General features: G+C 45.8%; 14 protein-coding genes. 13 read left to right on the top strand and 1 reads right to left on the bottom strand.

All coding sequences use genetic code 11. The features are described 5' to 3' along the window. The first annotated feature begins 12 nt into the window (after positions 1 to 12). The 4 genes from ftsA to ABW391_RS10990 all read left to right on the top strand — a co-directional run bounded on the left by ftsA (position 13) and on the right by ABW391_RS10990 (position 4,103). Entirely contained in the window at positions 13 to 1,377 is a 1,365-nt protein-coding gene (ftsA, locus tag ABW391_RS11005; RefSeq protein WP_353481914.1) for a cell division protein FtsA, read from the top strand. Positions 1,378 to 1,397: 20 nt separating this feature from the next. After that, entirely contained in the window at positions 1,398 to 2,855 is a 1,458-nt protein-coding gene (gene ftsZ / locus ABW391_RS11000; RefSeq protein ID WP_353481913.1) for a cell division protein FtsZ, read from the top strand. A gap of 130 nt (positions 2,856 to 2,985) precedes the next feature. Further along, entirely contained in the window at positions 2,986 to 3,525 is a 540-nt protein-coding gene (locus tag ABW391_RS10995; RefSeq protein WP_353481912.1) for a hypothetical protein, read from the top strand. Further along, the gene (locus ABW391_RS10990) at positions 3,522 to 4,103 is read left to right on the top strand and encodes a hypothetical protein (protein WP_353481911.1); all 582 of its coding nucleotides are present in this window, start codon (positions 3,522 to 3,524) and stop codon (positions 4,101 to 4,103) included. The genes ABW391_RS10995 and ABW391_RS10990 overlap by 4 nt, the downstream gene beginning before the upstream one ends. A gap of 32 nt (positions 4,104 to 4,135) precedes the next feature. Here the strand turns inward: ABW391_RS10990 and ABW391_RS10985 are convergent, their stop codons facing one another. Further along, entirely contained in the window at positions 4,136 to 5,371 is a 1,236-nt protein-coding gene (locus ABW391_RS10985) for an aspartyl protease family protein (RefSeq protein ID WP_353481910.1), read from the bottom strand. A 575-nt stretch (positions 5,372 to 5,946) separates the two neighbouring features. Between ABW391_RS10985 and ABW391_RS10980 the strand changes: the two genes are divergently transcribed. The 9 genes from ABW391_RS10980 to ABW391_RS10940 all read left to right on the top strand — a co-directional run bounded on the left by ABW391_RS10980 (position 5,947) and on the right by ABW391_RS10940 (position 24,538). Further along, positions 5,947 to 8,922 (top strand): SusC/RagA family TonB-linked outer membrane protein, encoded by a 2,976-nt coding sequence (locus ABW391_RS10980; protein ID WP_353481909.1) that lies wholly within the window; start codon positions 5,947 to 5,949, stop codon positions 8,920 to 8,922. Between the two features lie 199 nt (positions 8,923 to 9,121). Further along, complete coding sequence (locus ABW391_RS10975; protein ID WP_353481908.1) at positions 9,122 to 10,681, top strand: RagB/SusD family nutrient uptake outer membrane protein; 1,560 nt, start codon at positions 9,122 to 9,124, stop codon at positions 10,679 to 10,681. A gap of 261 nt (positions 10,682 to 10,942) precedes the next feature. Next, positions 10,943 to 11,584 carry a transposase gene (locus tag ABW391_RS10970; protein ID WP_353481907.1) on the top strand — a complete coding sequence of 214 codons (642 nt, stop codon included), beginning with the start codon at positions 10,943 to 10,945 and terminating at the stop codon, positions 11,582 to 11,584. Positions 11,585 to 11,612: 28 nt separating this feature from the next. Then, positions 11,613 to 14,939, top strand: a complete 3,327-nt coding sequence (locus ABW391_RS10965; RefSeq protein WP_353481906.1) for a VCBS repeat-containing protein — start codon at positions 11,613 to 11,615, stop codon at positions 14,937 to 14,939. A 23-nt stretch (positions 14,940 to 14,962) separates the two neighbouring features. Next, positions 14,963 to 15,580, top strand: a complete 618-nt coding sequence (locus ABW391_RS10960; protein WP_353481905.1) for a hypothetical protein — start codon at positions 14,963 to 14,965, stop codon at positions 15,578 to 15,580. A 1-nt stretch (position 15,581) separates the two neighbouring features. After that, positions 15,582 to 18,905: a VCBS repeat-containing protein gene (locus ABW391_RS10955; protein ID WP_353481904.1), complete on the top strand. Its 3,324-nt coding sequence runs from the start codon at positions 15,582 to 15,584 to the stop codon at positions 18,903 to 18,905. 54 nt (positions 18,906 to 18,959) lie between these two features. Then, complete coding sequence (locus ABW391_RS10950) at positions 18,960 to 20,936, top strand: T9SS type B sorting domain-containing protein (protein WP_353481903.1); 1,977 nt, start codon at positions 18,960 to 18,962, stop codon at positions 20,934 to 20,936. A gap of 83 nt (positions 20,937 to 21,019) precedes the next feature. Further along, a complete protein-coding gene (locus ABW391_RS10945) occupies positions 21,020 to 21,328 on the top strand; it encodes a hypothetical protein (protein WP_353481902.1) in 309 nt (102 codons plus the stop codon). Positions 21,329 to 21,505: 177 nt separating this feature from the next. Further along, on the top strand, positions 21,506 to 24,538 hold the full coding sequence (locus ABW391_RS10940) for a SusC/RagA family TonB-linked outer membrane protein (protein WP_353481901.1): 3,033 nt from the start codon (positions 21,506 to 21,508) through the stop codon (positions 24,536 to 24,538). Positions 24,539 to 24,541: the final 3 nt, after the last annotated feature.

Raw genomic sequence — 24,541 nt, 5'->3', positions numbered from 1 at the left:
AATTGAACATTCATGATGGAAACAAATGCTCGCAAATCAGACGTCGTGGTGGCCGTAGACATCGGCACAACCAAAGTATGTGCCATCGCGGGACGTAAAAATCAGCATGGAAAGTTGGAAATTTTAGGTGTTGGAAAAGTAAACTCGGAAGGCGTTTTGCGCGGGGTCGTTTCCAATATTGAAAAAACAGTCAATGCCATTTCTGAAGCCGTAATCGCTGCCAAACGTGGCGTCAACGCCAATTTCGATTGGGTACATGTTGGCATCGCTGGTCAACACATCAAAAGCCTCCAGCATCGAGGAATTCTCATGCGGGACAGCAATATCGTGGAGATCAGCCAAGAAGACATTGATCGCCTGATTGGGGATATGTATAAGCTGGTATTGCCTCCTGGAGATAAGATCATTCACGTGATTCCGCAAGAATATGCGGTCGATAACGAACAGGGCATCCTGGACCCAATCGGGATGTCTGGGGTACGTTTGGAAGCCAATTTTCACATCATTACCGGCCAAATCGCAGCCTCCAACAATCTTTACCGTTGTGTAGAGAAATCTGGATTGCGAGTAGCCAACATGACGTTGGAACCCATTGCTTCGGCTATGTCCGTTCTCAATGAAGAAGAAAGAGAAGCCGGAGTAGCGTTGGTAGATATTGGTGGTGGTACAACCGACATTACCATTTTCCAGGATGGAATTATTCGCCATACTGCTGTGATTCCTTTTGGTGGAAACGTAATCACCAAAGACATCAAAGAAGGCTGTACTGTAATGCCTCAGCAAGCGGAAAAACTGAAAGTAAAGTTCGGTTCGGCGCTGGCAGATGAGGTTTTTGACAACAGAATTATCACCATCCCAGGTGTACGGGGACGTGACCACAAAGAAATTTCTGAGAAAAACCTTGCCCGCATCATTCAGGCACGGGTAGAAGAAATTCTCGATTACGTAGTATGGGAAATCCGCCGATCTGGCTATGAGCGCAAACTGATTGCAGGGATCGTTCTTACGGGTGGTGGCGCGCTATTGAGTCATATTGACAAATTGTCGGAGTACCACACCGGATTGCCCACCCGCATAGGATTGCCCATCGAACCCTTGGCTCATGGATATACCGAACAATTGAGCAGCCCGATTTATGCTACGGCAATTGGGTTGTTGATGCGCGGAATCGAAGACCGCGAAAAAGGCCGCTTCAATGTTCCCGCTGAATTGGAAGAAGAAGAAGCTCCAGCAACCAAAGAGAACATCAGCAAGCCGAAAGTGGTAAGCCTGGAAGATGAAGAAGATTCCCGCACAGCATCTGGCGGACGCTGGATCGATAGCCTATTCAAAAAAACCAAAGAATGGTTCGAAGCAGAACCGGACGCGGATTTATAACACCCTAAAAAATGCAAGGTATGCTTTTCGATATGCCAAAAAATAAAGGCTCCATCATCAAGGTGTTGGGCGTCGGTGGTGGCGGCAGCAATGCAGTTACCCACATGTTTAAGCAGGGCATCGTTGGTGTAGATTTTGCGATCTGCAACACCGATGTTCAAGCGATGGAAGCAAGTCCGGTTCCGATTCAAATCCCGTTGGGTACCGAGGGGCTAGGCGCAGGTTCTCATCCTGCCAGGGGTAAAGAGGCTTGCGAAAGCTCAATCGATGAGGTTTGCAAATACCTCGGCAGCAACTGCAAAATGTTGTTTGTTACCGCAGGTATGGGTGGAGGTACCGGTACTGGTGCTGCACCCATTATTGCCAAAACTGCTCGCGAAATGGGCATTCTTACCGTCGGTATTGTGACCCTGCCTTTCAATTTTGAAGGCCGCCGGCGGGTAGTTCAAGGAGTAGAAGGCTTGTCTGAACTGCGCAAAAACGTAGATACGATCATTATCATTTCCAATGATAAATTGCGCCAGATCTACGGAAACCTGTCGGTTTCGGATGCATTTGCCAAAGCCGACAATATCCTGACCACTGCCGCAAAAGGAATCGCCGAAATCATCACCGTTCCTGGTTATGTCAACGTGGACTTTGAAGACGTACGCACCGTTATGTCCAACAGCGGCATGGCCATCATGGGTACGGCCAGTGCGGAAGGAGACGACCGCGCGCGCCGGGCTGTAGATGAAGCCCTGCACTCTCCATTATTGGAAGAAAACGACATCCGGGGTGCCCGCCACATCTTGCTCAACATCACCTCTGGCCGCAAAGAAGTGACCATGGATGAAATCTTCGAGATCACTGAATTTGTGCAAGAAGAGGCAGGTTATGGAACGGACTTGATCTGGGGAAATTGCTTTGACGAACGCCTGGGGGATAAACTCAGCGTTACGATCATTGCCACGGGTTTCAATGCGCCAACTGTAGACGAGGTGATTCCCGCAGCCAAAGACCAAAAAATCAAGGTAGCTCTGGATGATGACGATGTGCGCCAAAAGAAAGACGGCACAACCCGCTTTGGTTTGAAAGAAATTACCCAGTCCGAACCAGATCATGGCAAAAGCCCCAATACGGTGGAGTTTGACAATATCCGGTCTACCATTGAAAAATACCAACGCGGCAATAAGCACGGCTACGACGAGCCTTTTGTAAAGGAAGAAAACGACCGGATGGAAGAAGAGCGCCGCCGCCGCCAGGAAATGGAACAACGCCGCAAAGAGCGCATGCGCAGCGAAATCAATCCTCAAAAGTTGAACAACCCGCAGATGGTCAACAACATGGAGAGCGAACCAGCGTACATGCGTCGCGGCATTCACCTGGATGATGTACCCGCGGCCAATGAACAAGCATTTTCTCGTTGGACAATCAGCGATGATGAAGAGTTGGACATCTCAGAAAGAAATTCATTTTTGGATGATCGGGTAGATTGATTTTCTGCTTCATTCAAGCGTATGTATAAAAGTGCCAAGGGGTTTCTCTATGGCACTTTTGTATTTGAAGCCCATACGCTCTTGTTTCATATTGGGATTTGGTCTAACTTTAACCAGAATTTTGCATAGAGTGGAATCAATTACCTTGGAAAGCATCAAATCCGTCAATGCCCTTGCAGAAGGATATGCGCTGGCAATGCTGGAAGCCGCAGTGGTTTGTTTTGATGACCAAGGACACGGTTCCGGTTCGATCTTGCCCGTTACCACTAAAGCAGATGGAACTACAGTAAATTTTGTAGTAGATTGGTTTTTGGAGATTTCAGAGAACATCCGCAAATCCTATCAAGAACCAAATCGCACAACTGATTATGGCGCAATGTGTGTAGCTGTATTGTTGAGTATCAATTTGATAGAAAATTGCAGCGCAGTGGAACCAACCATTGGCAACAATGGTTTTGACTTCTACCTCTGTGACGAAGACGATGAATTGAATTTTTTGATAGCCAGACTAGAGGTGTCTGGCATTCGTAAGGAAACCACTAAAAATACCGTAGCCAAACGAGTAAAGGTCAAAAAGACACAAACTTCGAGATCAGATCATTCTGGGCTACCTGCGTATATTTGCGTAACTGAATTTGGAGCGCCTAAAGCAACCTTTGTACAAAAATGACTACAACAGCACGCCAACTTCGCTCGGTTCACCGACAATCGGCCATCTTTGCTCAAGAAGCCTGGCTGGCCAAAGATAATGGTCAGCAAGATCGTTCTTTGGAGCTGTATCGAAAAGCTTACGCTTTAGAAAAAGAGGTAGCTTCGGCTTACGTTGACTTGAAAGACATGGAACCTACCCGTTCCATTATCCTGAAAAGTGCAGCCGTTTTGGCCAAAGAATGTGGACTTTTTCGGGAGGCTGAGCAATGGCTGAGTCATGCCTTGGCTGGCAATCCTCCTGATGAAGTTGCCAAGGAATTGCGAACGCTCTTCAAATCCATTAGTAAAAAACAAGTTAAAAAAGCGACCAAAGCCAAGCCAAACAGCAATGTCCTTACCGTAGTAGAAGGCGTTTTTAGTATGGTTGATACCGTGAAACACCGCATTGGTGTAGACGCTCCTGAAGGCAGAGTCAAAATTGAAGTACCATTTGATGTCAATGAAATTGTCAAAAAATACTTTGACAATCAGGTAAAAGTGACTTACCAAATTCAAGGGCGACGGAAATGGTTGAAACAGATTCAGAAAGCAGGTTGACATCAAACCTGCTTTCTGGATTTGAAAATTCTCTAAATCATATCTTCCAATTTGAATTCTTTTTTGAGTTTTTCCCCATTGCGGATGATCGTTAAAATTACCTTTTTCCCTGCTTTCCCTCTGAATTTATACATCAGATCTTGCAATTTTAGAAAACTGGATGGCACTCCATTGATGGCTCGAATCTCATCTCCATTCTCGATCCCTGCCTTCGCAGCAGGACTAAGCGGCACCACATCAAAGATCATAAACTTGGTCAAATTAGGGCCGGATGCAGTCACAAACAAACCGCTTCGGTCAAATTCAAACTTCTTTTTAAAATTGGGATTGGGTTGAAAATAGGCGCGATTTTTGACGTAATCGATAATGATATTGAAACGATCCAACAATTGATTGCCAATGATTCCATTGCGTTCATTCATGTACGTACTGTCTTCAATAATCGGAAGCTCTTGATAACTGGTCAGTACATCGTTAAAGGAATTACCGAAAAAATCCAGGTTTCTAACTCGCCCTAAATATCCATAAATCACTCCGCCCAGGCCACGGCCCAATACACTCCGAATTACTTTTTCGGGAACCTTTAGCTGGGGGTGAGTATCCGTATACAACAACAATGCAATACTGGCACCGGTATCCATCAGTAATTTGGTTTGAACGGTCGTTTCGCTGCTTAATTTTACTGGGGTTACCAGGTAAGGCTTGCTGCGGTGCATTTCTAAAGGGGCTTCTGTGTAGCGGCCTTTGGGCATTTGAAAATTTGCCGGATCGTAAAGCGTGATGACTTGTTTATAGTAGTTGATTTTAACAATAAAACGTCGAAAAAAATCTGCTCCCAGAATGCCTTGAATGTCGATCCCCGAAAACTCATCAAATTGAAAGTAATCTTCTTCCAACACCAAGATGGAACGTTGACTGGCCTTCAAATCGCCAATTCGAAAAGTAATGCCCCTTACCAAGTAGGCATACAAGTTTTGGCTTAAATCCGCGCCATAAATGGTAAAACGCTTTTGGTAGTCAATCTGAAAGAGATCGGTGATTTCTCGCTTGGTCAGTATGGTGTTTTCCGCTCCGGTATCAAAAATAAACTTTAACGGAAAAATGTCATTGAACATCAGTTTGATGACAATGAAGTTGTTTTCATACTCAAAAGGGATCTCTACTTGGGTTTCTCCATTGAGAAAAATCAAATCGTTCGTTTGCCCTTTTAAATTCGAAACGCATAGGCAAAAAGAGAGAATAAATACAGTCAAGGAATAAGATTTCATAAAGTCAGGTTTATTTTTAGGGTTGGAAGTTTAGTAACGCAGAAAAATCGGGAAGTAATTTTTTGCGTCATTCTTGGTCTTTAGTTGTCGGGCAGTTTTAGTAGTTGGTAACAATCACCTATAACTATTACCATTTATTTTAACATTGGGTTGTTGTCCGGGTTCTGAAGAAGTCGAAGTTAACAAAGAAAATCGGATTAAAGACACCCAAAGCCCTAAAACTCAAAACACTGATTTGATCGTACTCCTTTTTTAAAGCCTCAAAAAACCTTTTTCCATTCCGCAATATAATTTGGTAAAACAAAATATCCCGAAAATCTTTTAGCCTCTTCTTGGTTTTTTCAGACTTATTTTAGACTTTTACACCCAGTCAGTTAGTGTAGGGTACACATCATTGTGGGAAAAATTCTATCCCAGCAAACAAGCGCGTTAAAATACGAAAAGAGACATTAGTACAAAATCGTTTGCAGTGAAAGATAACCCTCTGCGAAGAGGTTTTTCTATACAAGCTCCTTCTGAAAGGAAGGTGACTTAACACGTTTAGCACAATTTTTTTAACAAAACACTAATAATGTATGAAACTTAGAGTCGGCTATTGCTCGAGGTGGCTACTCGCGGCAGTTGCAGTTCTTTTGTGCAACTTCGCTTTCGCCCAGCGTACCCTATCTGGCAAGGTAACGGACAAAAACAACGGGGAGGCACTGATCGGAGCCAACATCCTCGTAGTAGGCACCAGTGCCGGTACCGTTACTGATTTTGATGGGTCTTATAGCCTTGAGGTTCCAGCCGGTGCTACCGAACTGGAATTTTCTTACACTGGCTACACCACTCAGCGCGTTCCTTTAGGCAATGCTACTACTTTGGATCTTGCGCTGTCTCCTGGACAGTTGTTGGACGAAGTGGTGGTTACTGGCTACGGTACAGCCAAAACCCGTGAAGTATCTAGTGCCATCGTCAACATTAAGGCAGAGAACTTCAACGGCGGTAACGTCAACAACGCTGCTCAATTGCTGCAAGGTAAGGTGGCAGGTTTGACCATTTCTCGTCCTGGTGGCGACCCCAACGGAGGTTTCACCCTGCGTTTGCGCGGTTTGTCTACTTTAGGTGCCAACACTCAGCCTCTGATCGTAATCGATGGTATCATCGGTGGTTCATTGGACAACGTTGACCCTAACGACATCGAATCCATCACCGTTCTGAAAGACGGCGCTGCATCTGCAATCTACGGTACTCGTGGTGCATCAGGTGTATTGCTGATCACCACCAAGAAAGGTAAAGATGGCAAATTTACAGTAGACTACAGCGGTTATGCAACTGCGGAAAGCAAACTACGTCCTCAGCCAATTATGACTGCTGATGAATGGCGTGAAATTCCTTCTTTCAGCATCCCACAGAGTGTAAAGGATTCGTACAAAGATTATGGTGCAAACACCAACTGGATCGACGCAGTGACTCAAACTGCCAAGTCTCAGGTACACAACCTTTCTTTCAGTGGCGGCAACCGCAACAGCAGCTACCGCGTAGCGTTCAACGTACGTGATTTGCAAGGGGTACAAAAAGGAACAGGCAGGCAAACCTTAAACGGTCGCATTACCTTGACCCAGAAGTCATTGGACAATCGCCTGCGTTTGTCTACCAACTTGTCAATCACCAACACCAAGGCTGATTACGGATTTACCGATGCTTTGCGTTATGCAATTCTGTATAACCCAACTTCTCCAATCAAGTCAACTGCTCCTGAAAATGCCAAGTACGGCGGTTACTTCCAGCTAGCAAACTTTGATTACTTCAACCCAGTAGCGATCAATGAGCAGAACGTAAACGAAGGTACTTTGACCCAATTCATGGGTAACTTGCAAGCTGATTTTGACCTGACCAAGAATTTGACGCTTTCAGCGTTTTATTCTCTACAGCGCAACAACAACTTCAGAGGTACTTACGTCAGCCGTTACTCTTTCTGGGGCGGTGGTGCCGACAACAAAGGCATCGCTACACGCAACACCGACGACGGAACGCTGCAACAAGCAACATTCACTGCTACCTACAGCAAGACGTTTGGCAAATTGGATTTCCGCCTCTTGGGTGGTTACGAATACCAGTCTGGTAACTTTGCTGGATCTAGCGCGCGTAACTTCAACTTCCTGACTGATGTATTCAGCTACAACAGCATTGGTGCTGGTTTGGCCTTGTCTCAAGGTTTGAGTGGAGTAGGAACTTACCGCAACGACTATCAGAACTTTGCTGGTTTCGGTCGTTTGAACCTGAGCTATGACGATACTTACAACTTGATGGTGAGTGTACGCCGCGAAGGAAACTCTCGCTTTGGAGAAGGCAACAAATGGGGCGTTTTCCCTGCGATCAGTGCAAGTGCAGACCTCGTTAAAGCGTTGGGCCTGGGCTTTGCTGATGCCTTCAAACTGCGTGCAAGCTACGGTATCACCGGTAACCTTCCACCATCTAGCTACTTGTCATTGGAGCGTTTTGGTGCAGGAAGCAACTTCTACTACAACGGCAACTATGTACCTAGCTACGGCCCAATTGCCAACGCTAACCCTAACTTGAAGTGGGAGCGTCAGAAGGACTTCGATTTGGGTATCGACTTCTCTTTCTTGAACTACCGCTTGAACGGTTCGTTGGACTTCTACACCCGCTCTACTTCTGACTTGTTGTTCTTTGCACCAGTTCCAGTTCCACCAAACCTCTTTCCCAACACTTGGGTGAACCTGGGTGAAATTCAGAACACTGGTTTGGAATTGGCTTTGAACTACGCAGTGATCAAGAAGCAGCACTTCAGCTACAACGTGTCTTTGACACCTACTTACTACATCCAGAACAAATTGATTTCTTTGTCAAATGCTGATCTGGACTTGGGCAAAGAATCGTTCTATGCCAACGTTGGTTCTCCTGGTTTGAACGGTACGCCTATGGTTCGCGTAGCCACTGGTGCTAAAATTGGTACTTTCTGGGGCCCAACTTATGATGGTGTAAACGAAAATGGTACCTGGAAATTCGTTGACCGCAACAACGATGGTAAAATTACCTTCGAAGACGAATCTGCGATCGGCAACGGTTTGCCTAAGATGGAATTGGGTTTTGGAAACAGCTTCACCATTGGCAAGCTTGACCTGAACTTGTTCTTCCGTGGCGTATTTGGACACGACATCGTGAACTCTTACCGTATTTTCTACGAAACCTTGAATACCCTGACCTGGAACCGCATCAAGGCGGATGATTACTTCAATCCAAAATTGACCGACGGTGCCAAGTTTTCTAGCTATCAGGTAGAAAAAGGTACTTACCTCAAATTGGACAACGCAACGGTTGGTTATACTTTCAACCTGAAGCCTGGCAGCAGCTTTACCAAGTTGCGGGTTTACCTGGCAGGTCAAAACCTGTTTGTGTTGACCAAGTACTCTGGTAGTGATCCTGAAATTCGCTTCGCTGACACTGAGCAGCAAGGTGCTGGTGCATCATTGTCTCCTGGTATCGACCGTCGCAATACTTACTATATGGTTAGAGGATTTACTTTCGGTGTGAACGTAGGCCTTTAATCGAATATCCGCTTGGTCTGGAAATTTTCGGTAAATCCGAAAATTTCTACCACCTGGATGCGAAAAAAATCAATCAAAATGTATGCTATTTTTCATAAGTGCATAAAATTGGACACAAGGAAAACCTTTTTTTGATTCCTTGATTTCTAAAGTGGTATGAAAAACAGCGTATTCAATTCAATTTAAATCAATTGCAATCATGAAAAAATATTGGTTTAAGGCCCTATTAGCGGGTCTTTTCGTGATCGCTTTCAACCAGTCCTGCTCTGATCTTAAAGAAACCCTTTACGATCAGGTTAAATCCGACGAATTCTTCAAATCAGATGACGAATTCATCGCAGCACTGGGTGCGGCCTACACGAACCTTTACGGTTTTGAAAACCACGGCAATTACATGGCTCTTCAGGAAATTTCTTCCGATGAAGCGATGATCCCTCAGCGTGGTGGTGACTGGTATGACGGTGGTCAGTGGTTGAATGCACACCGTGCAGAATTCAACCCGCAGGATGAAAACCTCAAAAACGCCTGGAATTTCCTTTTTGGTGGTGTAAACACTTGCAACCGTTTGATCTTCCAGTTCAACAAACTGATCAGCGAAGGTGCAGTAGATCCAGCTTTGGCTACTCCATTCCTTTCTGAATTGAGAACCTTGCGTGCGTTGTGGTACCTCTGGTTGGTGGATAGTTTTGGCAACGTTCCGGTAGTAGATCGTTTCGACGTTGCTGCAGACTTCAAACCAGCAACCAAAACACGTGCAGAAGTATATGCCTTTATCGAAAAGGAATTGAACGAAAGTGTGCCTAACCTTCCTAAAAAGGTGGATGGATCTACTTATGCTCGTATCAATTACTATACTGGTAAAGCCATCCAGGCCAAATTGTACCTGAACGCTCAGGTGTACAAAGGTGCTCCTGAGTTTGACAAAGCGATTGCTGCTGCTGATGAAATCATCAACTCGGGCAACTACTCTTTGGAAAGCAACTACTTCTCCAACTTCAACACAGACAACTCTGGATCAAAGGAATTCATCTTTGCGATTCCTTACGACAAAGTAAACGCTCAAGGCTTCAACCTGCCTCAGATGACGTTGCACTACACCAGCCAGCAAACCTTTAACCTGACCGATCAGCCTTGGAATGGTTACTGTTCATTGGCTGAGTTTTACAACTCTTACCAAGACGGCGATGTACGCAAAGGCGTAAGTGGCAACCAGGCCATCCGTGGCAACTTTTTGGCAGGAAAGCAATTCCAGTCGAATGGTAAAGATCAACTGCAGGATCCTTCTGCTGATGACTCTGACGGCGTTGGTGTTGTGTTCACTCCAGAAATCAATGCCCACTTCCCCAACTGTCAGCGTCAGGCGGGTGTACGGATTGGTAAGTTTGAATTTGCCAATAAAGCTACTCCTAACCTGAGCAACGACTTCCCGATCTTCCGTTATGCCGACATCCTTTTGGTGAAAGCTGAAGCATTGTGGCGCAAGAGCGCTGGCGATGTCTCTGCGTTGGCATTGGTGAATCAGATTCGTACGCGCGCTGGTGTTGCAGCATTCACTTCATTGACTGCTGACAACCTGTTGGCAGAACGTGGCCGTGAAATGTTCTTCGAAGCATGGCGCCGCTCTGACTTGGTTCGTTTCGGAAAGTACGATGCTCAACGTCAGTGGAAACCAGCTTCACAGCCTTGTAAGCAAGTGTGGCCTATCCCACGCTCACAGATTGATGCAAACAGCAACTTGAAGCAGAACCCTTGCTATTAATCAAGTCGGATCATCCCTTGCGGATGTCCTAACTTGAATGCAAAAGGAATGTTTCTATAAAAAAAACGGTGCAGGAATTCACGAATTTCTGTGCCGTTTTTTTATTTTTGTTGGGGCGACCTGTTTGGGCGGCCCTATGTGGCCGCCCAAATCATCCTAACTGGGCGACCGCGAGGGGTCGCCCCGACAGATCGCCCCGACGGATTACCTTCCAAACCTATTTGCACAACCGCGATTTTTACACCTTCATACAATCGCGGTATGCACAAATTCAATCCAAAAATTCATCATCGGCGGTCTATTCGCCTGAAAGGGTATGATTATTCTCAGCCTGGAGCGTATTTCATTACGATTTGCGTGCAGGATAGGTTGCATTTGTTTGGGGAAATTCATGATGGAAACATGATATTAAACGATGCAGGTAAAATGATTGAAAAATGGTATTTCGAATTGGAAAACAAATTCCCGGATAAAAAATGCCGCGAAATGGTGGTCATGCCCAACCATTTTCATTGTATCATCGAAAATATGGCCGGTCATGCGGAGGGTCAGGGCGCCCACGTCGGGGCGCCCCGACGTGGGCGCCCCGATACGGACGAACGTGGGCGCCCCGATACAGACGAACGTGGGCGTGACCGTCCACATGACCACCCCGATACCCCATATGGTCCCGAAAACAAAAAATTCAACGCCACCGTCGGCGATGCAATGGATTGGTTTAAAACCATGACCACCAATGAATACATCCGAGGAGTTAAAAACGTGGGTTGGGAAAGATTTAACCGCAAACTATGGCACCGCAATTATTGGGAGCACATCATCCGCGATGATAGGGCCTATTTCAACATCTCCAATTATATTCTCAACAATCCGAAAAACTGGAAGAAAGATTGCTTCATTTGAGCACATTTTGCCAACTTTGCATCTCAGTATGAAACAGATAGCAAGTATTATTTTTGCCACTATTCTTGTGGTGGCAAGTGGATGCAATAGTGATAGGCGGAAACCTGATTCGGTTTCTCAGACCTCTCTTTTTTCGACTATGCCTAGCACAGTCACAGGCATCGATTTTTCCAATCAGATCAAATACACCGAGGAATACAACCCATACACCTTCCGCAATTTTTTCAATGGCAGTGGCGTCGGTTTGGGCGACATCAACAACGATGGCCTGATTGATGTGTTTTTTTGTGCCAATATGGAAAGCAATCGCCTTTACCTCAATAAAGGCAATTTCCAGTTTGAAGACATCACCAAAAAGGCAGGACTCAGCACTAATAATGTTTGGTCTTCAGGTGTGGCTATGGTGGATGTCAACGGTGATGGCTTGCTGGATATATACGTGTGTAAATCTGGCCGACCTGAAGGCAATCGCCGCTATAACGAACTGTTTATCAACAATGGAGACCTGACTTTCACCGAAAAAGCCAAAGAATACGGACTGGCTGATTTAGGCCTTTCTTCGCATGCCGCATTTTTTGATTACGACCGCGACGGAGATCTCGATTGCTATTTGCTCAACAACTCAATTAAATCGGTGGGAGGGTATGACCTGATCAAAGGGCAGCGCACGGTAAGAGACAAAAAAGGAGGCAATAAACTCTACCGCAACGACAACAATAAATCTGTAGACGTTAGCGCAGAAGCCGGAATTTATGGCAGCAAAATCGGCTTCGGCCTGGGGGTAACCATTGGCGACATCAACAGAGATGGCTGGCCAGATATTTATGTCTCGAATGATTTTTTTGAGAAAGACTACCTCTACCTTAACCAAAAAAACGGCACTTTTCACGAAGAACTCGAAGACTGGATTCAGGAATTGAGTTTCAGCTCAATGGGCGCCGATATGGCCGACCTCAACAACGACGGTTTCCCCGAAATCTTTGTAACCGATATGCTCCCGGAATCGCAAGCCCGGATGAAAACCAAAACCGATTTCGAAGACTGGAACAAATACCAGCGCAATTTGCTCAATGGGTATTACCGCCAGTTCAACCGCAACGTACTTCAACGCAACAATGGCGATGGTACCTTTAGCGAAATTGGCCGCATGGCGGGAGTATACGCCACCGATTGGAGTTGGGGCGCTTTGATGGCCGACCTTGACAACGACGGGCAAAAAGACATCTTCGTAGCCAATGGATTGCTCCGGGATTTGATGGATCAAGACTACATCAATTTTTATTCCGACCCACGCAATGTCCAGGATTTAATGAAGAAAAAGCGCGGTGTCATCACCAAAATGGTAGATGCCATGCCTTCTGAGGCCATTCCGAATTATGCTTTTGCCAACAATGGCAACTTTTCCTTTCAAAACAAAGCCGGAGAATGGGGCCTAGGTGAACCCAGTTTTTCCAACGGATCTGCCTACGGCGATTTGGACAACGATGGCGATTTAGACCTGGTAGTGAACAACATCAACATGCCAGCCTTTGTATACCGCAACAATGCCGAAACCCTGCGCAAAAAAAAGGCCAATTACCTCAGTGTCGAACTCAGTGGCGAAGGCAAAAACCCTTTTGCCATTGGCGCGCAAGTGACCATTCGGCACGCGGGGCAAACCCTTTTCCAAGAGCTATTCCCCATGCGGGGCTTTCAATCCTCGGTGGATTATCGGCTCAATTTTGGGCTTGGCAACTGGGCCTCAGTAGATACCCTCATCGTTGCCTGGCCGAATGGACGTTTTAGCATTCAAAACAATGTAAAAAGCAACCAACGCTTGAAATTGGCCCAATCAAAAGCGGAACTGGACCACATTCCAACGACACCCCAAACGTACAAACCAATTTTTTCCAAAATACCGGATGGACTTTCTTTTCGCCATCAAGAAAATGAGTTTTCAGACTTCGACCGAGACCGTTTAATTTACCAAATGATGTCCTATGAAGGGCCCAAAATGGCTACCGGAGACATCAACAAAGATGGCCTGGAAGACCTGTTTATTGGCGGCGCCAAAGACCAACCTGGAGCCATTTTTGTACAAACGGGAGGAGGCAAATTTCGGCGTTCAGTGCAACCTGCACTTGAAGCGGACAAAGCCTCGGAAGACATGGATGCCATTTTCTTTGACGCCGATGGCGATCGGGATCTCGATTTGTACGTTTGCAGTGGTGGCAATGAGTTTTCCAGCAATTCCACTGCGTTGATCAACCGCTTGTACTTTAATGATGGAAAAGGCAATTTTACCAAATCCAATCAAATCTTGCCCACTTCCCAATTCGAAAGTACTTCGTGCGTGGATGCGGCAGATGTAGATGGCGATGGCGACCAAGATTTGTTTGTGGGCGTACGTTTGCGCTCTTTTGAATACGGAACCCCGGTCAATGGCTATATCTTGCGCAATGATGGACGCGGCAATTTTAGCGATGCTACTGCTCAAATTGCCCCTGCTTTGCTGAATTCCGGCCTCTACACCGATGGCCGTTGGGTGGACATTGATCAAGACAAAGATCCAGATCTGATTGTCACTGGAAACTGGATGCCCATCCGAGTTTTGAAAAACAACCAGGGGCAATTGATCGAAACCACGACCGAAGCAGGCTTGGCCAAAAGCAACGGGTTTTGGACTTGTATGGAACCAGCAGATGTGGACGGCGATGGCGATCAGGATTTGATAGTTGGTAACCTTGGTGCCAATACCCGCCTTAAAGCCAGCAACGGCAAGCCTTTGAGCATGTATGTCAACGATTTTGATGGCAACGGAGCGGTTGAACAATTCATCAGCATCTACGAAGGGAATAAGGCTTATCCATTTGCCCTGTTGCCAGATGTCGTAAAACAGATTCCTTCGCTCCGCAAAAAATACCTCAAACACGCCGATTACAAAGGTCAAACCATTCAGGATATGTTCCCTGAGGAAGCATTGGAAGTAGCCGTAAAATGGGAAGTTTTTACGACGCAAACATCGTTGGCCATCAACGACGGGAAAGGTCATTTTACCTTAAAACCATTGCCAATTGAAGCACAAATTTCTTCGGTTTATGGCTTAAAAGTTGACGATTTTGACCATGACGGTATTTTAGATGTATTGTTGGGAGGCAATTTCTTTCAGGCAAAACCAGAGTTGGGCATCAATGCCGCCAGCTATGGTTTGTGCTTAAAAGGAAATGGGAAATGCACTTTTCGTGCGCTTTCTTCTCGTGAATCCGGCATTTTAATAAAAGGCGCAGTACGCGACTTTAAATCTGTTCGTACCGGAAACCGCAAGCTTTTGCTTGTGGCCAAAAACGACGACTGGATGGAAATGTTTACTTATTAATTTCATTTAAACCAATTTTAATCATGAAACAGCAAGGCTTGATACTTTGGAGTTTGATTTTGCTGGTGTCTCTGTTTGTCATGAGCGGTTGCCAATCCGATTATGAAAAAATGCGCAACCGAGAACTGGCCAGTGGCATTCGACACGATAGCTTGTTTTTTGGGTTTTACATGGGGATGCCCAATCAGGATTTTTTTGCCCATTGTTTGAAATTAAACCGCCAGCGCATTCTGACCAATGACGGAGGCGGGCGTAAAGTCAAATGTTACCTCAAGAATACTGAACCCCGCATTGCAATGACGTTTTATCCCAATTTCAAGGATGGAAAAATTCGGGAAATTCCAGTTGAGTTCTATTATGAAACCTGGGCACCATGGAATAAGGAATATTGGTCTGAAAAATTACTCCCTCGAGTACTTGGTGTCCTTGAAAAATGGTACGGGAAAGGATTCATCAAAGTGGAAGACAAAGAGAAAGGGACAATTTATGTGAAAGTTGACGGGAACAGACAAATTGTCGTCGGCATCAAAAATGATCAGCAGGTAAAGGCGAATTTTACTGATTTGTTGAACCCTATGAACCCCAATGAAATCGAAAACCCGGCAGCAATGCCCAAAACGACCTCGAAAACTACACGTTGATATGAACCGATTTTATTTTGTCTGCTTTCTTCTGGTGCTGGGATTGATTGGGTGTAAAAAAGAACAAGAACAGGCCTCGGAAATCAAAACCGATACCCTGTTTTCGGAAATGCCCACTTCAGTAACTGGAATCGACTTTGTCAATACCCTGAGGTTTGACAATGAATTCAATATTTATACCTACCGCAATTTTTACAACGGGGGTGGTGTCGCCTTGGGTGATGTCAACAACGACGGCCTGATCGATATTTATTTTTCGGCCAACATGGATACAGATCGCCTGTACCTCAACAAAGGGAATTTTCAGTTTGAAGATGTAACCCAAAAAGCAGGCGTGAGCGGCAGACGCGCCTGGTCTACCGGGGTAAGTATGGCCGATGTAAATGGCGATGGTTGGTTGGACATTTACGTGTGCAACTCGGGCCAAATCAAAGGCGATGACCGTGCCAATGAATTGTTTATCAATCAAAAAGACGGTACATTCAAAGAAATGGCCAAAGCCTATGGCGTAGACGATAAAGGGTATTCAACCCATGCCGCATTTTTTGATTACGACAAAGATGGAGACCTCGATCTGTATGTGCTCAACAACTCCTTTCAAGCCATCGGTTCTTTTAATTTGCGCAAGCAGGTGCGGAATACCCGCGACCCCCTGGGTGGACACAGATTTTACCGCAATGATGGCGAAAAGTTTGTCGACATCAGCGAGCTGGCCGGAATTTACGGCAGCATCATCGGATTTGGCCTGGGTGTGACGGTAGGGGATATGAACCAAGATGGCTGGCAAGATATTTATGTTTCCAACGACTTTTTTGAACGGGATTACTTGTACATCAACAACCAAAAAGGCGGATTTTCCGAGGTTTTGGAGCAATCCATGCGTTCGATCAGTGCCGCTTCCATGGGAGCAGATATGGCAGACATCAACAACGATGCCTTGCCAGATCTCTTTGTCACCGACATGCTGCCTGGTACGGATCAACGGTTGAAAACCAAAACGACTTTTGACAACTGGGACCGCTACAAGCTGAATGTAGAGAATGGCTATTGGCATCAATTTACCCGCAACATGTTGCAAATCAACAATGGGGATGGTACTTTTAGCGATGTTGGGCGTTTGGCTGGAGTAGAAGCTACCGATTGGAGCTGGGGTGCCTTGTTTGTAGACCTGGACAACGACGGCAGGAAAGACATTTTTGTAGCCAATGGTATTTACCAGGATTTGACGGATCAGGATTACGTGTCCTTCATTGCCGACGAGCAAACCAAACGTTCGATCATCACGCGGCAAGGGGTGAATTTTAAGACCCTGGTGGATTCTATCCCGGTGGAACCCATTCCCAATTACGCTTTTCACAATGAAGGCAATCTGAAATTTACGAATCAGGCCAAGCAATGGGGCCTTGGCAAACCCAGTCACTCCAATGGTTCTGCATATGGCGATCTGGACAATGACGGTGACCTAGATCTGGTGACCAACAACGTCAACATGCCCGCCTTTATCTACCGCAACAACACGGAAAAACAGCTAAAAAATCACCACTATTTGAAGTTTGAACTACAGGGTGAAGCTAAAAATACCTTTGCCATCGGCACTCGCATTACCTTGAAGTACCAAGGCCAATTGCAATACCTGGAGCAAATGCCGATGCGGGGATTTGAATCGACAATGGATGCCAGGCCAAATTTTGGCTTGGGCAAAAGCAAGGTTGTGGATACCGTGATGGTTGATTGGCCAAATGGGAAACGCACCCTTTTGACCAAGGTTGCTGCTGATCAAACTTTGAAACTAAAGCAGATCGAAGGCAAACTGGTAACGCCTGCCCCCGCTCCACCGGCACCTAAACTCTTTAAGGAATTGACCGTACTCAACGGCGTCAACTACCGCCATCAAGAAAACGAATTCATCGATTTTGATCGAGATCGGTTGCTGTACTTGATGATGTCTACCGAAGGCCCTAAAATTGCCAAGGGTGATGTCAACAGTGACGGACGTGAGGATTTTTATGTGGGAGGCGCCAAAGATTCGCCAGGAAAATTGTTTGTCCAAAATCAAGATGGTTCTTTCCGATCCACCAACGAAGCCATTTGGCAAGCAGACGCCATCTGCGAAGATGAGGAAGCGCTGTTTTTTGATGCCGACCGGGATGGAGACCAAGATTTGTACGTTTGTAGTGGGGGCAACGAATTTTCGGCCAACTCCACTGCGTTGATCAACCGGCTTTATTTCAATGATGGCAAGGGCAATTTCAGCAAATCCCCTCAAATCTTGCCCACTTTCAATTTTGAGCCTACCTCCTGCGTAGATGCCGCAGATTATGATCAGGATGGAGACCTGGATCTTTTTGTTGGCGTGCGTTCCGTCCCATTGATTTATGGAATTCCGGTGAATGGCTATATCCTCAACAACGATGGCAAAGGCAATTTTCGCGATATAACCCAGCAGGTAGCGCCTAAATTGCTGAAACTTGGCATGATCAAGGATGCAATTTGGACTGATTTTGACGGGGACAAAGATTCTGATTTGATCGTAGTAGGGGAGTGGATGCCCATCAAAATGTTTCGCAACAATCGGGGTGTTTTTGAAGACATCACCGAACAAGCAGGCATGAGCAATGCTACGGGTTGGTGGAACTGCATCGAAGCGGGAGATTTCGATGGCGACGGCGATGTTGATTATGTGATTGGCAACCATGGCCTGAATTCCCGTTTTCGCGGAAGTAAGGAACATCCCATGGTGATGCAAGTAAATGATTTTGACCAAAACGGAACAGTAGAGCAAATAACCAGCGTGTACAATGGAGAAGGGACTTACCCCTTGATCTTGCGGCATGATTTGGTGGGCCAATTGCCTCAGCTCAAAAAGAAATACCTCAAATACAAAGACTACGCAGCGCAGCGCGTGGAAGATATTTTTACCTCTGTACAAATGCAAATGACCCTCAAATACGAGGCCACCGAAATGCGGACGAGTGTCCTTATCAATGAAGGCAAAGGCAAATTCAGTCTGAAACCCCTTCCGGTTGAAGCGCAACTTTCTCCCAATTATGGAATTTTGATCCGGGATTTTGACCAGGATGGTCACCAGGACATCATTTTGGGCGGAAATTTATATGGTGTTAAGCCAGAAATTGGTAGATTCGATTCCAGTTACGGCCTTTTCCTGAAAGGTGACGGAAAGAACAATTTCAAAAGTGTACTTACCCGCCAATCAGGCTTGAAACTGGAAGGAGAAATTCGCGATTTTCAGGTCATCAAAGTCAAAGGCAAAGAAGTGCTGCTCGTAGCGCGGAACAATGACGCACTGCAACTGTTTGAATGGTAAGGGGTAGAGACGCGATTCATCGCGTCTCTACCCAAAGCCCTAAACCAAAGAACCATGTCTGCAATAGCCAATCGTTTTCAAAACTTGCCTTGGTTTAGACGATGCTTGATTTGCATGTTGGTATGGTTGTGTTTAGAAACCATCCAAGCACAAGTTACTTTGCCTTGTGACGGTTCATTCTACCTCATTACCTTCACTACCGGAGGCAGCATCCTCGAAAAAATAAACCTCAACGGTAATGGTGTAAATTCAACTGCAATCCCTCTCAGCGAGCCCAAGCGCAGAATATCTTGCTTGGGTTACAATGTGACCGACCAACTGTTGTATGCCCTGGATTTTGACTCTTACGAATTGCTCCGCATTGATGGAACTGGAAAAATTGAAAACCTGGGCATTCCTGCCAACCTGGATAAAAAACTGCAGTACTATGCTGGTCAAGTTACTCCTACTGGGCGCACCTTGATGGTCATCGGTAGAGACCCCGATACTCAATTCGACAAAACTGTGTACAACATTGGATTGCAGCGTGCCCCTTATTTTGCATCAAGCCAGGCCCTGATCGTTGATCTTCCGGTTCGACTCAATGATTTGGCCACCCATCCCTCACTTGGGGTAACCTATAGTTTTGATGGCAAGGGTAAAAGACTGGCCAATTTGGGGGCGGGACAAGTCTCTTCCTTCAATTATCCCATCAGTTCGGAGTTCCTTTCCGCGCTCTATTTCAACCCTGCTGGCAATTTGTATGGTTATGGAAATCCTACCAGTGAGGATGGTTCTACTACCCATTTTGCAGTAAACCGCCAAAATGGCAAAATGGTGCAATTGGGCAGAGGCAACGCAGGCAGGGAGAGCGATGGCTGTTCTTGCCCCTACAGTTTGCAGTTCGACATGAAGATTACCCCAGCCCAGGTATTGCCTTGTTCAGAGGTGACCATCGAATATACCCTGTTCAATGCAACCGGAGCAAACTGGTCTGATCTGGCCTTCCGGGATTCTTTCCCCGCTGGATTGGTCATCACGGCCATCGAAAAAAACACGTCCAACCTCAGTACGGTAATTGGTGGCGTTGGCACCAATGTTTTCCGCTTGATCAACATGAATTTGATCCTGGAATCGAACACCATTCGCCTCAAAGCTTGGGTAGACAACTTGCCACCAGGGCGTTATGCTGCACAAGCCGTATTGGAATACCTCCCCAAAATGTATGGCGATCCTTTGCTTTCTGATAATTCTTTGACCATCGCACCCAACGATTCTGCCTTTTTTACCGTCATCGAACCCAAGGATCTCAAACTGAGCAGCAAGATCCGCTATTCTTGCAATGGCGATACGGCTTTTGTGGAGGCACCGATTGAAGCTCAAAGCTATCTTTGGAGTGACGGCAGCAAAAACAAAACCCTCGTAACTACCCGCAACGGGAAATACACGCTGTTGGCCAAAACCCCCTGTTTGGACTATGTCGATTCCATTGAAATCAAAGATCGCCCCTTGAGCTTGAGCACCAAAGCAATTGCCCCCGAGCAGATGGAGTCGGGAGAACGCAAAAACCTTAGTTTTTCTGCGATAGGAAAAGGCCCTTTTGTGGTACAATGGTCGAGTAAGGGCGGGTTGAATTTGAACTGTAGCAATTGTGAGAACCCTGAATTGAGTGCTTTGAGTTCAGGATCTGTGCACTTGAACTTGCGCACAGCTGAAGGATGCACCGCCTCCGACAGTGTTCAAATAGAAGTCATCCCCACCCGCAAAGTATACATTTCCAACGCTTTTAGCCCCAATGGCGATCAGTACAACGACGTATTCTACATTCAAGGGCGAGATGGGGGCAAGATCCTCTCCTTACGCATCAAAGACCGCTGGGGCAACCTGGTTTTTGATAAAAAAGAAATTGCCATCAACGATCCTGCATCCGGTTGGGATGGTACTTCCCGCCAGCAGCCTTTGCCAGCTGGTGTTTTTTACTACGAATTGTGGATTGAATTTCCAGATGGGGAGCGGAAAAAATGGAACGGGGAAGTGGCGTTGGTGAGGTGAATTGTCAATATAAATAACCTCTTGGCCTTGCATAACAATACTCTTTTACTTAATTTGACTTCGAAAAATAAACGTTGAAACTCATGCTGGATTATCAAGACTTGCATTTAAAGTATGTAATGGGTAAAAACCTATCTGCTGAAGAGTTTTATCATTTGGAAAAATGGTACGAAGAACAAGATCAGCAAGAGGCATCTCAAATTACAAACCATTCTGACATCAAAGAACCTTCAATAGGTCAAATTCAAGATCAGATTGATCTTTTGCTAGAACAAATTACAGGAGGGCTCTTGCAAATAAAAACGTTGACTGAAGAGAATAATGCATTGAAGAATAGCAATGAAACATTAAGGTTACAATTAATAAACATGCTAAACCAAAAAGCTGCTTGATGATTTCATCTGAAAACCTGGAGTTCATACGAAGGAGGTCGAATTATCAATGCGAATATTGTACTGTGTAAATTGTTGTTTTTTAGAATAAAATCCAAGCCAATCAACGCTAAGTTAGTACTTTAGCCAAGATCATAGTAACTTGAACAACGCTTATCCACCAGAACACTCACAGTTATGAAAAGTCAAATACTCTGCACCGTTTTTGTATCTCTTTTGCTTCTTGTTTCTGGCCATTTATTTGCGCAAGAATGGCAAGGACAGGTAATCATCAAGGAAAAGTCAGGGGATTATTTATGGAGCATAATCATTCAAAATAAAACAAAAAAAATTGAGGCAGTATCAGACGATTCTGGAAGGTTTCAGATTAAAGCCAAAGCAGGTGATAGTATTTTAGTCCATATTCCTGTATCCGACTATATGTTTTGGCCTTCAGATTCAATTTTTGCCTGGAATGGTATCGATCAGACGATTAATTTCTATGTGAGAGGAGTTGCATGTGTCATGTGGACTCCATTGACTAATCCTGGTTCAGACCAAAAAAAAATAAATCAATTTGATTCCAAATACTTCAACCCCGGCAACCGCTTCGACCCCTACCAACTCATCCAGGGCAAAATACCCGGCGTAGTGGTCACCCGACCGGGAGGAGATCCCAATTATGCCTACCAAGTCCAAATCCGGGGCCTGCATTCTGCCATCTACAACCGCTTTGCTTATTTCCCGACTGCTACGGGTTACAACGAACAATTCAACCTGACTCAGCCTTTGGTCGTGGTAGATGGCCTTCCAGGCCTGGCCTTGAACTCAGTAGATCCACAAGACATTGCCAGCATCGAAGTCATTCGCGATGTGGCGTCTCTGGCCGAATATGGCATGCGGGGTGCCAATGGCGTGATTGTGATCCAAACCAAACGGGGCAAAACCCGCAGCAGAGGACTGGAATATTCCACTTACTTCGCCATGGATCGCGCCAGCAACCCCGATTTGGGCATCAGCGCAGCTACCTATCGCAATTTAATTGGCCCCAATGGCAAATACCAGGGCGTAAATCAGGATTTAGGCGCCACTACCGACTGGTACAAGTCCATCACCCGAACGGGATTTAGCCAGGCGCACAACCTGGCCTTGAGCGGCTCAAGTTTAAGTTCTGCGTATCGGCTTGCGGTCAACCTCCGGCAAGTCAATGGAACCGCCAAAAAGTCTGATTTTGATCAAGTCAATGCTCTGTTCAATTTTCAGCAAGATATAGCCAAAGGCAAAGGGGGCTTGTCGGGCATTTTTTCGATAACCAAGCGAAACACTTCGGAAGTCAGCCCGGACATTTTTCGCAACGCAGCTTTGATGAATCCAACCGCAGCCATAAGGTCTGACACTGGTTATTACGCACCCCGTTTGTTTGGATTGTACAACCCGGTTGCCCTGCTGGAACAAAATACTTATGAGAATGCCTACCAAACCATAACCACAGGATTAACCGGATACTGGAAATTGTTTAAAGGGGTGGTGGCCAAAGTTCAAACGGGTTATCAACACAACCAGGACGGCTACGGTTGGGCGCTTGCTGAAAAAGTACCAGGAGGCTACAGCAGCAATGCGGCCTGGGAAGAGCGCAGACTCCGCCATTGGTACCTCAAGGGTCAATTGGAAGGCAACTGGTATTGGAAAAAAAATACCTTGCAAACCAAGCTTGGCTACGTTTTACAGCGCTGGGATGGAAAAGGTGTTGATCGTCAAGGACTAAGTTTTGATTACCTCAAGCCCTCTTACCGCCCCCTGATCAATTATGCCGGAAATGAACCCGGCTGGCTGGTCGATGAAAAAACCTACCGCGAAAGCGATGAAATGCCTGCCATCTTTGGACAAGCACAATACACCTTTAACGGGAAATGGTTTGTACAAGGAAACTTGCGTCGAGAAGGTTTTACCCGCTTGGGCGAAAGCAATAAATGGGCATTGTATCCCGGAGTGACGCTTGGAGGCACTTTGATTGAATTCAGAAACACTATTGATCATTTGGGTTTTAGACTCGGCTATGGCGTTACTGGCAATATACCGCCCAAAAATCATGCTACCCACCAGCTGATCCTGCCCAATGGCTCAAATGTATTTGTGGACGGCCAGTTTAAACCAGGCATTTATTACCCCTATATTCCCAATCCGAATTTGCAATCCGAAATTCGCAAAGAAATCAATCTTGCCCTTGATTTTACACTTTTTGGACAGCGCCTACAGGGCCAAGTTCAATTTTACCGCAGCCGATCTTCCAATTTGTTGTGGCAGTATCCAACTTCAAATGGAGACGGATTTTCAGAGCAAAAGTTTGAAAACGCAATGGCGCTGCGGAACCAGGGGGTAGAAGTCCAGCTCAATATCAATGCCATTCAAACCCAAAGTCTACACTGGCAAAGCAACCTCAGCTTCGCCCACAACCGTACCATTCTGGATGCTTCTTTCCCAAAATCCAGCCCCGAAAGCATTTCTGACCAGTTGTCAGTGGGTTCACCGGGTAGCCCCGGTTATTGCTGCTTGAATTTGGAATTGCTGCAAAATCAAAAGCCAATTGGGCAATTTTATACGACTCAAACAGAGGGCATCGGACAGGATGGACAATGGAAATTCAAAGATGTAAATGGGGATGGCATCTACAACGAACCCACCGATAGAACCGTTACAGGCAATGCGCAACCAACCCTTACTTTGGGCTGGGACAATACCATTGCCTGGAACCGGTTTTCCTTCAATGTTTTTTGGCGAGGAGCTTTTGGACATGATTTATTGAACGTTTTCAATCTCTTTTATGCCAATCCGCAAGCCTTAAAAAACAATGCAGGCTACAGTATTTCACAAGTGGCTTTGTCGGGAGATTTCTCCAGATTGACCGCGCCATTCAACCCTCTTTCAGACTACTTTGTGCAAAATGCCTCTTTTTTGCGTTTGGAAAACCTGAGTTTGGCCTATGATGTACCCTTTGCCAAACCAGGATCTAGAAAAAGCCTGAACCTTTACTTTAGCGTACAAAATTTGCTGACTTTTACCTCCTTTACCGGAAATGACCCCGAAATTCGCCTTTCTAATTTGGGTACGGGGTTGGTTCCTGGCTTGGTGAATCCTAACTATTTTGGCATTCAAGGCAGCCTCAAAGAAGTAGACCGAGGTCGGTATCCGCTTACCCGGACTTTGACCATTGGCGCCAAGCTGAAACTGTAATTT

Source organism: Haliscomenobacter sp. (assembly GCF_040403615.1).
GTDB lineage: Bacteria > Bacteroidota > Bacteroidia > Chitinophagales > Saprospiraceae > Haliscomenobacter.
The sequence above is the reverse complement of the archived record's forward strand: the minus strand, read 5'-3'. Positions and strand labels throughout refer to the sequence as shown.

Bases quoted from the DNA above. Each gene is read 5' to 3' on its own strand.
- ABW391_RS10945 (WP_353481902.1), top strand. From the start codon at position 21,020: ATGCTGGATTATCAAGACTTGCATTTAAAGTATGTAATGGGTAAAAAC.
- ABW391_RS10955 (WP_353481904.1), top strand. From the start codon at position 15,582: ATGAACCGATTTTATTTTGTCTGCTTTCTTCTGGTGCTGGGATTGATT.
- ftsZ (WP_353481913.1), top strand. From the start codon at position 1,398: ATGCTTTTCGATATGCCAAAAAATAAAGGCTCCATCATCAAGGTGTTG.
- ABW391_RS10940 (WP_353481901.1), top strand. From the start codon at position 21,506: ATGAAAAGTCAAATACTCTGCACCGTTTTTGTATCTCTTTTGCTTCTT.
- ABW391_RS10965 (WP_353481906.1), top strand. From the start codon at position 11,613: ATGAAACAGATAGCAAGTATTATTTTTGCCACTATTCTTGTGGTGGCA.
- ABW391_RS10985 (WP_353481910.1), bottom strand. From the start codon at position 5,371: ATGAAATCTTATTCCTTGACTGTATTTATTCTCTCTTTTTGCCTATGC.
- ABW391_RS10970 (WP_353481907.1), top strand. From the start codon at position 10,943: ATGCACAAATTCAATCCAAAAATTCATCATCGGCGGTCTATTCGCCTG.
- ftsA (WP_353481914.1), top strand. From the start codon at position 13: ATGATGGAAACAAATGCTCGCAAATCAGACGTCGTGGTGGCCGTAGAC.
- ABW391_RS10975 (WP_353481908.1), top strand. From the start codon at position 9,122: ATGAAAAAATATTGGTTTAAGGCCCTATTAGCGGGTCTTTTCGTGATC.
- ABW391_RS10980 (WP_353481909.1), top strand. From the start codon at position 5,947: ATGAAACTTAGAGTCGGCTATTGCTCGAGGTGGCTACTCGCGGCAGTT.
- ABW391_RS10990 (WP_353481911.1), top strand. From the start codon at position 3,522: ATGACTACAACAGCACGCCAACTTCGCTCGGTTCACCGACAATCGGCC.
- ABW391_RS10950 (WP_353481903.1), top strand. From the start codon at position 18,960: ATGTCTGCAATAGCCAATCGTTTTCAAAACTTGCCTTGGTTTAGACGA.
- ABW391_RS10960 (WP_353481905.1), top strand. From the start codon at position 14,963: ATGAAACAGCAAGGCTTGATACTTTGGAGTTTGATTTTGCTGGTGTCT.